We start from the raw sequence: 13,369 nt of genomic DNA, 5'->3' as shown, positions 1-13,369 counted from the left end.
CTTTATGGGTATGATTGCTTAGTTATTTTTACTTTTATTGCTGCAAAAATAAACCAATTAAAACCTGCAGGAAAGGACAATTGTCCTGACTTAAATTATGTTACGAACAAACCTTACATTTTTATCTTTTATAGAGCGTTTTTACACGGAAGTGGATCAGCAAAAAAACATCAGGCTCAAATCTTTTCCAAAAGGGACAAGGTTTATTGAGCAGGGCGATACCATTAAAAATATTTATATTGTTAAGGATGGAATAACAAAGTGTTTTATCTCTGAAGAGAACGGCAAAGATTTTATTATCGAGTTTTTGGGTAAGGGCGAAGTGGTTGGCGAACTGGAAGCGCTGAAAAAAATTAACTGTCTGTGCAATGTAGAAGCCATTAGTGAGGTTACAGTTTACGCTATTCCGGATTATTTTTTCCTGAAACTGGTTGAAGAAAATACGGAGTTTAACAATATTCTGCTTCAGGAGTTATCTACTCGAATTATTCAAACCAGTACCCGGGCTTCTTTTCAGCAATTGTACACTTTAGAGTATGGATTGGATAAATTATTAAAATTACAAACTGAAGAACACATCACCATTTCGAAAGAAGATATGGCCGCTTATCTTGGCATATCAACCAGAAGTTTTAATAGGCTTTTAAAACAGCAAAAACAAAAGAATATACATCGTAATTGAGCTTGAAAATAGATTACCAGTGATGAATTAATGGATATGAGGAAATCTTTTTTTAGTTTTATAACGGAATAGGTTTACCCTTTTTACAATTGATATTCCATCGTTAATTTTTGATCTCATAATTTAAATGTAAAACGAATGAACGTAGAAGAAGTATTTAAAAATAACGAAAAATGGATCGCTGAGAAACTGGCTATTGATCCTGACTATTTTACCAACCTGGCAAAGGGCCAAAGCCCTGAATTTTTATACATCGGTTGTTCTGATAGCCGGGTTACTGCAGAAGATTTGATGGGCATACAACCCGGGCAAGCCTTTGTACACCGCAACATTGCCAATTTGGTTAATAATGTTGATTTAAATGTAATGTCGGTTTTAAATTATGCGGTAAGGCATTTAAAAGTTAATCACATTGTGGTTTGCGGGCACTATAACTGTGGTGGCGTTAAAGCGGCCATGCAACCGGCAGATTTAGGCATTTTAAATCCCTGGTTAAGGAATATCCGTGATGTGTACCGCCTCCACCGTGATGAATTAAATAAAATTGAAGATGAGGAGTCGCGTTATAACCGGCTGGTTGAATTAAACGTTCAGGAGCAGTGTGTAAACCTGATTAAAACCGCAGCTGTACAGGAAGCTTATAATGAACGTGGATTAACCGTACATGGATGGGTTTTTGATATCCATACCGGGCGTTTAATTGATTTGAAAATAGATTTCGACGCGATTCTGAAAAATATAATGGAGATTTATAAACTGTATTAAGTATTTAACCGGCAGTTTTCAGTTTATAATTGAAAACTGCCAGTTGAAAATTGTAAACTGTTGGCTTGATAATTTATCTTCCCATCCAGCCACCATCTACCGTTAAAATGGTGCCATGTACATAATCTCCTGCTTTTGAGGCAAGAAAAACGGTTGGCCCTTTAAAGTCTTCTGGTGTCCCCCATCTGCCTGCAGGGATACGTGATAAAATTGAAGCACTTCTATCTTCATCTTCACGTAAAGCGGAAGTATTATCGGTGGCAATATAACCCGGCGCAATTGCATTCACGTTTACCCCTTTAGATGCCCATTCATTTGCAAATGCTTTAGTTAAAGAGGCAATAGCACCTTTACTTGCCGCATAACCCGGAACGGTAATTCCGCCTTGAAAAGACAATAACGAGGCGGTGAAGATCACTTTTCCGCTGCCGCGGGCAACCATTTCTTTACCAATTTCTCGGGTTAAAATAAATGGAGCCGTTTGATTAACCGCAATTACCTCATCCCAATATTCATCAGGATGTTCGGCAATGGGCTTGCGTAAAATTGTACCGGCATTATTAACTAAAATATCTATTACCGGATGATCGGTTTTAACTTTTTTAATAAAAACGTTTACGGCTTCACGCTTACTGAAATCACACTGATAAGCATAAAACTTCTTTCCCAGTGCTGTAATTTCTTTTTCAATGGCGCTTCCTTCCAGCTCAAGACTGGCCGAAACCCCAATAATATCGGCGCCTGCTTCGGCTAAAGCAATGGCCATAGCCATTCCGATGCCTCGTTTACAACCGGTTACCAGGGCCGTTTTACCTTTTAGTTCAAATATATTTAAAGACATGTTGTTGAGTTAAATAGATTACTTTAGTTCTGTAATTTTACAATGGTCCATATCTCCATAATCTAAATTCTCTCCGGCCATACCCCAAATAAAAGTGTAATTGCTGGTTCCTGCCCCTGAATGAATAGACCAGTTTGGAGAAATCACCGCTTCATCATTCTGCATCCAGATGTGACGGGTTTCTTGTGGCTGCCCCATAAAATGACAAACACTTTGTCCTTCCGGTACTTCGAAATAGAAATAAGCTTCCATTCTTCTGTCGTGCGTATGTGCAGGCATGGTATTCCAAACACTGCCAGATTTTAACTCGGTCATGCCCATTTGTAATTGACAGGTTGGCAATACACTGTTTACCAAAAGTTTATTAATTATCCTATGATTAGCCGTTTCTGGTGATCCCAATTCTACAATTTCGGCCTCTGTCTTGCTTACTTTTTTAGTTGGGTAACTATGGTGTGCAGGTGCTGAGTTTAAATATAATTTTGCAGGTTGATTTTGATCTGCAGATTCGAAAGAAACCGATTGGGTTCCTTTGCCAATGTATAAAGCTTCTTTATATTCCAATTCGAAACGTTCACCATCTGCAGTTACAATTGCTTTTCCGCCAACGTTGATCATGCCTAATTCACGGCGTTCTAAAAAGAAATTTGCTTTTAAATCATCAGGGTTTGGAAGATCTATTTTTTGATCAACTGGCATAGCGCCACCCACAATATAACGATCAAAGTGTGATAAGGTTAAATTTACCTGATTGGCTTCAAATACATTTTCGATTAAAAAATTGTCCCGCAAAGTAGCGGTATCCATTTGTTTAACTTCTTTTGGGCTTTGAGCGTAACGGCTTTCGAATTTATTCATTAATTAAAATTTGAGATGTGATTAAGATCTGCTTCGGTCGTGGATCTTAATCACAAATATATTTATACAATCTTATAATCAGAACTAATATTCAACTTTATAATCTTTTTTAACAGCTTCTCCTGTCCAGGCTTTAAGACTTGTCCATGGTGCAGGCGCATCTGTCCAAAATTTATGATCGGCCGGAAGCCCCAAAGTCAGGAAGCCTAAAGTTGCCATATACAAACTTCCTGTTGAAGTGTACTGATCAGCAATCATTGGCTGGTGTCCGTTAAATCCTAATACGAGCCAGCCCTTATCATCAAAATTCTGATTGCCATCATACATATTGTGCATTACTTTGGTTAAACCTCCGCGAACCTGGGCCTGTAACACATAATCTGGTAATTTTTCCATTAATGCTGTTTGGGCTAAAGCCTGAAAAGCAGCGGTTCTATACGTAATTGAACGCCCATAAGCCGGGTATGTACCTTCAGGTGAAATTACACGCTCCAAAAATTCCGCATAGCGAACCATGCGTTTTAAAGCCTGATCGTAATCTGCTTGTGGCGCTTTCTTTTTATCTACCAGTACTTTCAGCAAATCAACCAGCATTGGGTGGATTACGTAAGAATTATAATAATCCATGCTAAACAATGCGCCATCACTATACCAGCTGTCGCCAACATACCATTCTTTCATTTTATTGATGGAAAACTGAACACGTGCAGGATCATATTGCTCGCCAATACTTAATAAAAAACCTTCGGTTAAGCCCGAAAACAGCAACCAATTATTGTAAGCGCCGGTACGGGTGCGCAGGGCTTTAAATTCTTCAACAAAACGTTTCTTGGTGGTTTCATCTAAAGGTTCCCAAAGTGCTTTTGGGGCACGTAAAAAAGCATGGGCCACATAAGCTGCATCAACAATGGGCTGCTGCTCGGTTCTGTAATTCATGTAATCCGGATTAGATGGATCTACAGAATTTGCCAGTCCTTTTAATAATTCAGTACGCAATTGTTTACGCATTTTACCTTCTTCAGTATTGTCATCAGGCAAAGCCAGCCATGGGGCTACCCCTGCAATGGTACGACCAAGCGCTTCCAGGTAAGTTACTTTCTCTAAATTCAGGTAGTATTGCGGACCTATTTCTTTAGGCATGTTTTGCTTCAGTGTTCCGTTTGCCAGATTATGGATAACCGGATAGGAAATGCGGTATAAAGTTTTAGCCCAAAAAGCACGATCTTGCTGACCGGTAGTTGCTTTTTTATTTTGAGCATTAACGCTCGTAAATGTGCAGCACACCATTACGATCAGCGAAATTTTAAAAATCAATTTCATATTGCAAGTGTTATAAATCAAACTAAAATTATAAATACCATTTTTTATATCTGGCCAATGCTTCCAGGTAATAATAATCGGCGTAAATTAAGGGTACATCAATTTCGCTGTTTAAAGGAAGTGCACCTGTGCTGTGCATTAATAAAAAGCCCCCATTATCACCCAGTTTAGCTCTGTAAGCTTCACTGGAAAGAGAGTAAATCATGGTTTCGGCAGCAGATTTAAATTCATTTTTTTCACTTTCAGTACTGTACTGACCAAGTTCAAGCAAAGCCGAAGCAATTAATGCACCTGCTGAAGCGTCACGTTTTGTAAAAGGAATACCTTGTGCATCAAAATCCCAGAAAGGAATTTTATCTGCCGGTAAATTAGGGTGATTTAATATGAAGTGCGCAATACCTTTTGCTTGTTTTAAGTATGCTTCATTTTTAGTAAAGCGGTACATCATTGTAAAACCATATAAAGCCCAGCCTTGTCCACGGGCCCATGCAGAGCAATCTGCCGCACCCTGCCAGGTTGCTTTTCTACGTACGGCACCTGTTTTTAGGTCATAATCAATAACGTGGTAAGAGCTAAAATCAGGGCGGAAATGATTTTTCAAAGTGGTATTGGTGTGTGTAATGGCTATTTCTTTATATTTAGGATCGCCGCCATTATCGCTTGTCCAGTTCATCATTTCCAAATTCATCATGTTATCAATAATAACCGGGCATTCCCAGTATTTATTTTTATTCCAGGATTGAATAGATTTTATAGCGGGACGGTAACGGGTGGCTAAAGATTCTGCCGAGCGCTGAATAACCGCTTTGTATTCAGGTTTTCCGGTTAAGCGGTAGGCATTGCCAAAGCTGCAATACATCATAAAACCCAAATCGTGGTTATCGGTAAAGGTTTGGTTTGGTTCAATTGTTTTTAATGCTTTTTCGGCTTCATTTTTAATGGCATTATCTTTTGTTTGCTCATAAATGTACCATAGGCTGCCTGAGTAAAAACCACTGCACCACCACTTGATATCGTAGTTTACAGATTTACCTTTTTCAAAACTTTGAGGGGTTTTTCCTTCGGGAATGTTTTTACTCAGAATTTTGTACTGATCGGCTGCGAATTTAAATTCATCATTAATAAGCTGAGCCATTTTCTTTTGTGGTAACGCCGCTTTTTGTGCGAATGATGTAACACTGGTTAAAGCGATGAGTACGGCAATTAAATTTACTTTTTTCATGGTGTCGAATGCGTGTTTTATGGTGTTGAGCGTTTATAAAGGCCAAATTCGGCCGGTGTTAATGGAAAAATGCAATAAGTTTTGACTGTTGCCATCGCAATTGCCTTGCAGACGGAACGGTGTGGGCTGCTTTTTGAAATATATCCTGAGCCTTATCTGCCGTATTAATTTTTGCAAAACTTTTTTTGTCATTTGATTAGTTTTTAATTCAAAGGCAAAATAGTTTAAACAACAGCTATTAAATTCAATCCGTTCAGCATTTGTATCAATTGTATCAGTATAAAAATCATCTGGTAAATGATCTAAAATATGCGTTTTGTGTATCATGTAAAAGCTTATCTGCTATTATTATTGTTACTGAATTTAGTTTCGCGGATTAAAATTTTGTAAGTGCCTGATGTATTTTTATTTTTTGAGGTTAAGCGTATCCTGTATAGCTTTTCTCCCCAAATTTTAGCAATCCGAATATCATCCATAGGCTTTTCATCCATGTTTACCTCAAAATTAGCTACATCAAAACTCATCGTTATTCCGGCTTCTTTAAAATAGAGTTCCCCCTTTTTTTGTTCTGCCACATAGGGTGTTAAAAAGTTCAATTCGGTTGGTGCCTTGTAAGCGTTAAGGGTAAAAACATCGGCCAGGCTGATTTCATTTTCTAACCGGTTAAGGGTGATGCTCCTGTTCCATTTTTTAACTTGAGCCGCTGCAGGATAGGCATGGGCAATATCCATAGATACCGAAGCTAATGTATTGGTGTTGCTATATTTAAAATCACTTGCGGCAAATTTCTTTCCATCCTGCTGGTTAACTCCGTTAATGGTTGGGCAGTTGTGCCACTGCGATTGTACATTCCATAATTCGTAACGTTTATCGCTAAAGGTTTTGGCCGTATAAGTGCCTACTCCGGCATCTATTAAAGCAGGCTTGCCATCTGCGTAAACAATAAAATTACCAATATCATTGTGGTTGTGGCTCTCGGCATTGTTGCCTCCTTTGGCAGCAAAAAATAACCCTTTGGTTTCCCCTTCTTTCAATCGTGCATTAAAAACCTGTAAATCGGGCAATACCGAATACTGAGGATAAGGCGCACTGGCCGGCAGATTTTTTAAGTCGTTATAAATACCTGCACTGGCAAGGAAATCGCTGATGTCATCTGCAGGAATTTGATTTTTACGTTCTTTAAATAGAAATGAAGCGTATTCCTGAAGCGTTTTATCTTTAAACATCAATCCATATTCGTAAACACTTTCCGGATTTTGAGTATACAATGCATTCGCATCGGCAAAATTAACATTGTAATTACCGGCAATCTGCATTTTGTAGGTGTAAGTGCCTATTCGGTGCAACAGTTCTTTGTTACTCCAATCCAGTTTACCCTCCGATGCCTGATTCAGGATAAGCATTAACTGGATTAGCCTGCCCCCAGCCATATCCCAGTAAGAAGGACCTTCATCACAACCGCCATCTTCGGGATATTGATTAATAAAGTTATCTGTACTTTTTAAGAGTTTAGCTGTTAAACTATCTAATTTAGCACCTGGTTTAAGGACCAGTAAAGCCGCTTGCAAACTATTGGCATTAACGTATGTATTCCAGTTGTTAACCGGATTATCTTTAAAACCCATCCACCAGAAATGATCATATTTTAGGTATGGATCAAAAATGCGGCGGTTCAGCTCATATAAAATACGTCCGTTTATCACTTTAGAATATGCGGCAAATTTAGGAGAAAGCATACTGTAAATACTGGCAACCGTTAAGGCTGTACGCGAAGCGTTTAAATCAATATATGGGTTTTCGATATTGGCTAAATCGGCACCTTCCTTTTGCATAACAATATGCGCAGGAGCTACCCAGGTACTTTCTTCAAGCAAAAGCCAAAGTCCGTTTACAATTTGGGGAATATATTTTCCTTTGTTATCAACCAATTCTCCTATTACCAAATGCGAAAGCATTTTTCTTCTTTCTCCCTGCAGGTTTTCATAATTTACACGGGTACCGGTTAATTTATAATCTAAATATAACGAGGAGGGCAAAGAGGGCCATTTATAATTATTTGCACGTTCTGCATTGTGAATGAGTTTTTCTTTTGTGCTGTCAGGCAAGATTGCAATTGCTTTCAAACCTGCTGTTTGTTGTTTCTGCTGCCAGTTTATCAGTTCAGGCAGGGCATTTCCAGTAGGATACACTTGCTGATAAGCATTGAACAACCAATTTCTTTTTACAGTAGTTTGCGCCATACTGTTAAATGAAAAGCCAATTAAAAGACAACAGAATGGGATTAATTTATTTTTAAGCATGATGTGGTTAGAAAATCTTTAAACGGCAATCTTTAAAATGTAATAAAAGGTCGCCACCTGATGATGGGCGACCTTTAACAACTAACTACTTATTAATTTACCCAACCTGGTGTTTGAACCAGATTCGGATTTCTTTCAATTTCTACTGCTGGTACTGGCCAGTTGTATAAATAATCTCCTTTAAAAGAATAGGCATAAACTACTTTACCCCAAATTTGTTTTACACCATTACCTGTATAAAAAACTTTATCTTTCCAGCTTTTCCACCTCATTTCATCAAAAAAGTTAATGCCTTCATTTGGAAACTCTACCCTTCTTTCGTTGCGGATGCGCTCTCTTAAATCAACCTGACCGGATACAAAAGTTGGTAAAGCTGCATTTCCAGTTTGTAATACCGCTACTCCGGCCCTTGTTCTCACCTCATTAACCTTAGCAATTGCATCAGCAGTTAGCCCCTGCTCATTTAACGCTTCGGCCCACATTAATAATACATCAGCGTACCTGATCAAAACAAAATCTGTTGGTCCATAATCTCTGGCAGGTGTTTCTGTGGTGCCTTCATAAACATATTTTCTGTATAAATAATAGAATAAACTTTGCGTATCGGTACGTAAATCGCCATTTGTAGCGCCTTCAGAACGGTAAGGCCACCTTGAGGTAACGATGGCATTAACACCATTAAATACACCTACATAGGTGGAGTAAGGTGTAATCACGTTTGCGGCTAATCGAGGATCGCGGTTGGCATAAGCCTGCGCAATACGAGCCTCGTTTCCGGTTGGCAAATACAAGCTCATTTTAGCGCCTCTTGTTGTTGCCGCTGTAATTTCGGCTGCTGTTAAGTTATTTCTTAAAAAATAAACTTCTCTTTCTGCAACAGAAAGTGATGAATATCCGGGTAAAACTGTATCCCAGTTAAATTTAGAACCGTCTGCATTTTCATAAAGATCAACCAGATTTGGAGAAGCATGATACGTATTCCAGCAAGAACCAAAAGAGGAACGGGTACCGCAGTAAAACTGGGTAGTTGAACCAAAGCCAGAAACGCCAATGTTTTGAATCGAAAAGATCATTTCATTAGATTGCTCATTAGCGGTTTTAAACAATGCGCTGTAATTTGCAAACAAACCATAAGCGGCATCTTTAACTTTTTGAAAATCTGCAGCAGCAAGATCCCATTTCTGGGTATACATGTAGGCTTTACCACGCAAGGCATAAGCTGCACCTTTGGTTGCGTGACCATATGAGCCGTTGCCACTGGTATAACGATCTGGTAAATTTGGTTCAGCAATGGCCGCGGTTAAATCACTGATTACCTGCGCCCAAACTTCTGCTTCAGTAGACCGTGGTTTTGTAGCCTGATCTGCAGTATAAGGTTCCAGGTAAATTGGTACACCTTTATACAACTGATTTAGTCTTAAATAGAAATAGGCTCTTAAAAATTTAGCCTCCGCAATATACCTGGCTTTTTTCTCTGTTGAAGAAGGCGACTTTTCAGGAATATTTTTTAAAGCATCATTTGCACGCTGAATGCCTTCGTAAAGATTTTGCCAGTGCGAACTGAAATACCCATTGCTGGCCGTTATAGTGCCTGAAAGTAAGGATTCTGCACCTGAAGTTTGTCCGGTAAAACCTAAACAATCCATCTGGTAAAGCTCCAGTCCGGATGCACCGCCAGAGGCCATGCCGTATCTTAAGGTAGCATAAATGCCAGTTATACCCTGGTCGGTTAAGTTATCACTCGTCCACATTGTTTCTGAAGCAATTTGTGACGGTGGTGTAGTGGTTAATAAATCTTTTTTACAACCTGTAAATACAGCAATTGCAAATATTATGGTTAAAATCTTTTTCATTTTGTTTCCGTTAAAAAGTAACATTTAAGCCTAAAGAATACTGGCGCATAGTTGGATAAGACACCCCTGCTCCAATTTCAGGATCTAAGCCCGGATAATTTGTAATGGTAAACAGGTTTTCTCCTGAAAGGAAAATCCTTGCTCTGCTCATGGCTGCTTTTTTAGAAATTTTTTCTGGCAGCGTATAACCGATCTGTAAGTTTTTCAACTTCAAATAAGAAGCGTTATACAGGTAAAAATCGCTAGCTACTGCTGCATTTTGTGCATCTGTAGTGTTTTTTAATCTTGGATATTTTGCGGTAATATTATTAGCCGGATCGTTTGGATTTGCATCGTTGTAATAATAATGATCGTTAGCAATTAAAGTACTCACGGCATTACCTAAGGATACAATGGAGTTGTTATATCCTGTTGAATTCCAGTAATACCACATCCCCGCACTTCCAGACCATAACATAGAAAGATCTACGTTTTTATAAGATAAGTTCATGCTAAAGCCATAGTTAAATCTTGGTGTGGAAGATTTATTCATAAACTGTGCATCAACATCATTACCATAAAGTCCATCTCCATTATTATCTGCATAAATTAAATCGCCATAATAGGTTTTGGTTTTACCCACACCGCCGGTTGGCTGGAAAGAATATCCTGCAGCAATCATCGCATTTAACCAGGCCATATCATCTGGTGTACGGATCATACCATCTTTTGGCCCGCCATTAATATTAACCTTGCCATCGGTAAAATAATTTCCATCGCCTTTATATACTTTTTGCAGGTAATATTCATTGATTTCATGACCTTCTAACACCCGGTTTGTACCGCCGCTTGAAACACTGCCCAGATTCGTTTTATATACCCTGTTGCCCAATGCATCTGTTGTATAACCCGCCTGATAAGTACCTTTATATTTGGTTACACGGTTGAAGTTATAAGCAAAATTACCTGAAACACCGTATTTAAACTCACCGATTTTGCCGTTATAACCTAAAGTAACCTCTAAACCTTTATTGGATACTTCTGCAATATTTTGAGTTGCTGCAGTCGCCGTTCCGGTGGTTAAAGGAATGGTTGGTGTAAATAAAATTCCATCAGTATATTTTCTGTACAAATCGATTTCAAAATTCATTTTACCATGGAATAAATTACCATCCAAACCAATATTGGTGGTGGTGGTGGTTTCCCAAACTAAAAATGGATTGGCAAATTTGGTTGATACCAAACCATTGGATTGAATGCCATTATATGAATAGTTAGTTGAGCCATAAAGGGCCTGATAATCATAGTTTCCTAAAGAAGCGTCGGTATTCATTACGTTGTTACCTGTTTTACCCCATGAAGCACGAAGTTTCAAATTTCCAACGTAATCGTTTAGTCCGCTCATAAAAGGCTCCTGAGAAACACGCCATCCTGCTGAGAAAGCCGGAAAAAAACCCCAACGGCGACCTTCTGCAAATTTCGAAGAACCATCATACCTGAATACGCCTTCTAAAAGGTATCTGCTTTTATAAGCATAATTTAAACGGCCAAAAACAGAACGCATGGCATAATCATACTCACCACCTGTTGCTGAGGTTATGGTTGTAGCTGGTGTAAGAACCGTAATCGTTTCGTCAATTAAACCTTTTTTTGTTGCCCCGAAATTATAATAGTTATAGTAATATTGATTGTAACCAGCCAATGCACTAATGTCATGATCCTTAGCTATTGTGGTGTTATATTTTAAAATATTATCTATGGTCATTCCGTAGTTTTTATTAAAACCATAGGTTGTACTTAACTGATCAGGTGTGGTTTTAGCCGTTTTTAAGGTATTGGTTGCAAAGTTCCAGCGCTCATTTGTAATGCTGTGGTTATTAAACTCTTCCTGACGGGTTTGATAGTTAAATCTGGTTTCAAAATTTAAGCCTTTCAGGATGTCGAATTTTGCAAAAACCGTCGTATTGATGCGGGTTTCTTTATCGTCACCACCTGTACTGTACAAATAAGATGAAATGTTATTTGCTGTAGATGATTCTTCAGCAGCAGCAGGAAAACCAAATTTGCCATCCCAAACCGGATATACGCCCGGTGTAGTTTGACGAAGAAAGTTAAATGCATTATCGGTATTGGCTAAACCATAGGTTTGCATAGACGCAAAAGTTTGTGTTCCTACCGTTAAAAATTTAGCCACTTTAGATTCCAGGTTTATACGCAAGCTGTATTTATCAGAACCTGTATTTGCCATTGTACCCGGATTGTTAAGGTACATTGCCGATAATAAGTATTTTGTATTTTCTGATCCTCCGTTTAAGGAAATGTTATGTTGCTGAACAACATTATTTTCAAAAATAACATCGCCCCAGTTTGTATTTGGATAAGCAATATAATTGGGTACACCTTGTGGAGTCAATCCGTTAGGATCAGCATTTGCAGTCGCCCATTGCGCTATGGTTGCATCAGTATAAATCGGGTTTTGGCCTAAATTACGGTAACCTTCATTAACCAGATTCATGTGGGTAATGTAATCCGAAATAAAAGTTGGCAGGTTTGCGGGTCTTGCAATTGATGCTAAACCGCTATAGCTTACTGTAGTTTTTCCAGTATTTCCTCTTTTAGTGGTAATTAAAATAACCCCATTTGCTGCTAATGAGCCATAAATAGACGCCGCAGCAGCATCTTTTAATATAGATACGCTTTCAACATCATTTGGGTTAACCGCATCCATGCTTCCAATAATACCATCAACTACCACTAAGGAGTTATTGTTATTTAAGGTTCCCGTACCACGAATCCTAATGGTTGCCCCATCAGATCCTGGTTTACCAGACGACTGACGAACAAATACACCTGAACTTAAACCACCAAGGGAGGATGATAAATTGGTAACAGGTCTGTTTTCAATGGCTTTAGCATCAATGGTTGATACTGAACCGATAACATTAACTTTTTTCTGTACACCATACCCTACCACAACCACATCATTTAAACTGTTATTCTGTTCCTGCAGCGTAACATTTAAGGTTGTAGCATTACCGGCCAATATTTCTTTGGTATCGTAACCAATATAGGTAAACACCAAAGTACTTTGGGCAGAAGGTACACCGATAGTATATTTACCATCGCCACCTGTTACCACGGCAACGGAAGTACCTTTTACAGTTACACTAACGCCGGGTAAAGAACCTCCCTGAGCGTCTTTTACTGTACCGGAAATTTTAATTGACTGACCAAAGGCTGTTAGTGCCATAAGGTTCAGAAACATGATGACAGCAAATAGTCTGAGCAGATTCCTGCGACTAATGCTCCAATCATGTTTAAATTGGAAATCATTGTAAAGTTTATCCATCTTATTTGGTTTTATATTGTTTTATTAAATTGGTTAGCAAGGAAAAACATTATAAAAGGGTTTAAGCTTATAATATAGATTTAGCTTAAACTGAGTTAATGATTCTAAGCTTCTCATTAAGCATTCTTTGAATATTAACTATTCCAAATTTGTTGGTTTATTTTAAAGCAAGGGGGGTAAAATCCTTAACAAATAGGGGT

General features: G+C 38.5%; 9 protein-coding genes. 2 read left to right on the top strand and 7 right to left on the bottom strand.

Features of this window, described 5'->3' with window-relative positions:
• Nucleotides 1-97 precede the first annotated feature (97 nt).
• Entirely contained in the window at nt 98-682 is a 585-nt protein-coding gene (locus O0955_RS16110; RefSeq protein ID WP_269428587.1) for a Crp/Fnr family transcriptional regulator, read from the top strand.
• Nucleotides 683-820: 138 nt separating this feature from the next.
• Nucleotides 821-1,447: a carbonic anhydrase gene (locus O0955_RS16105; protein WP_269428586.1), complete on the top strand. Its 627-nt coding sequence runs from the start codon at nt 821-823 to the stop codon at nt 1,445-1,447.
• Between the two features lie 73 nt (nt 1,448-1,520).
• On the opposite strand, the gene O0955_RS16100 is transcribed toward O0955_RS16105, so the two are convergent.
• From O0955_RS16100 to O0955_RS16070, 7 genes are all read right to left on the bottom strand, one after another.
• Nucleotides 1,521-2,288 (bottom strand): SDR family NAD(P)-dependent oxidoreductase, encoded by a 768-nt coding sequence (locus O0955_RS16100; protein ID WP_269428585.1) that lies wholly within the window; start codon nt 2,286-2,288, stop codon nt 1,521-1,523.
• 18 nt (nt 2,289-2,306) lie between these two features.
• Nucleotides 2,307-3,146 carry a 5-dehydro-4-deoxy-D-glucuronate isomerase gene (kduI, locus tag O0955_RS16095; RefSeq protein ID WP_269428584.1) on the bottom strand — a complete coding sequence of 280 codons (840 nt, stop codon included), beginning with the start codon at nt 3,144-3,146 and terminating at the stop codon, nt 2,307-2,309.
• 84 nt (nt 3,147-3,230) lie between these two features.
• Nucleotides 3,231-4,466: a DUF2264 domain-containing protein gene (locus O0955_RS16090; protein WP_269428583.1), complete on the bottom strand. Its 1,236-nt coding sequence runs from the start codon at nt 4,464-4,466 to the stop codon at nt 3,231-3,233.
• A 28-nt stretch (nt 4,467-4,494) separates the two neighbouring features.
• A complete protein-coding gene (locus O0955_RS16085; protein ID WP_269428582.1) occupies nt 4,495-5,688 on the bottom strand; it encodes a glycoside hydrolase family 88 protein in 1,194 nt (397 codons plus the stop codon).
• Between the two features lie 335 nt (nt 5,689-6,023).
• Nucleotides 6,024-7,928: a heparinase II/III domain-containing protein gene (locus tag O0955_RS16080; RefSeq protein ID WP_269428581.1), complete on the bottom strand. Its 1,905-nt coding sequence runs from the start codon at nt 7,926-7,928 to the stop codon at nt 6,024-6,026.
• 152 nt (nt 7,929-8,080) lie between these two features.
• Complete coding sequence (locus O0955_RS16075; RefSeq protein WP_269428580.1) at nt 8,081-9,841, bottom strand: RagB/SusD family nutrient uptake outer membrane protein; 1,761 nt, start codon at nt 9,839-9,841, stop codon at nt 8,081-8,083.
• A 10-nt stretch (nt 9,842-9,851) separates the two neighbouring features.
• Nucleotides 9,852-13,169 carry a SusC/RagA family TonB-linked outer membrane protein gene (locus O0955_RS16070; RefSeq protein ID WP_269428579.1) on the bottom strand — a complete coding sequence of 1,106 codons (3,318 nt, stop codon included), beginning with the start codon at nt 13,167-13,169 and terminating at the stop codon, nt 9,852-9,854.
• Nucleotides 13,170-13,369 lie beyond the last annotated feature (200 nt).

The sequence above is a fragment of the Pedobacter punctiformis genome, from assembly GCF_027213715.1.
GTDB classification, from domain to species: Bacteria; Bacteroidota; Bacteroidia; order Sphingobacteriales; family Sphingobacteriaceae; genus Pedobacter; species Pedobacter punctiformis.
Note: the sequence above shows the minus strand (reverse complement) of the source record. Positions and strands in the feature narration are given on the sequence as shown.

Coding starts and splice junctions, on each gene's coding strand:
- O0955_RS16110 (WP_269428587.1), top strand. CDS start 98: ATGTTACGAACAAACCTTACATTTTTATCTTTTATAGAGCGTTTTTAC.
- O0955_RS16105 (WP_269428586.1), top strand. CDS start 821: ATGAACGTAGAAGAAGTATTTAAAAATAACGAAAAATGGATCGCTGAG.
- O0955_RS16100 (WP_269428585.1), bottom strand. CDS start 2,288: ATGTCTTTAAATATATTTGAACTAAAAGGTAAAACGGCCCTGGTAACC.
- kduI (WP_269428584.1), bottom strand. CDS start 3,146: ATGAATAAATTCGAAAGCCGTTACGCTCAAAGCCCAAAAGAAGTTAAA.
- O0955_RS16090 (WP_269428583.1), bottom strand. CDS start 4,466: ATGAAATTGATTTTTAAAATTTCGCTGATCGTAATGGTGTGCTGCACA.
- O0955_RS16085 (WP_269428582.1), bottom strand. CDS start 5,688: ATGAAAAAAGTAAATTTAATTGCCGTACTCATCGCTTTAACCAGTGTT.
- O0955_RS16080 (WP_269428581.1), bottom strand. CDS start 7,928: ATGGCGCAAACTACTGTAAAAAGAAATTGGTTGTTCAATGCTTATCAG.
- O0955_RS16075 (WP_269428580.1), bottom strand. CDS start 9,841: ATGAAAAAGATTTTAACCATAATATTTGCAATTGCTGTATTTACAGGT.
- O0955_RS16070 (WP_269428579.1), bottom strand. CDS start 13,169: ATGGATAAACTTTACAATGATTTCCAATTTAAACATGATTGGAGCATT.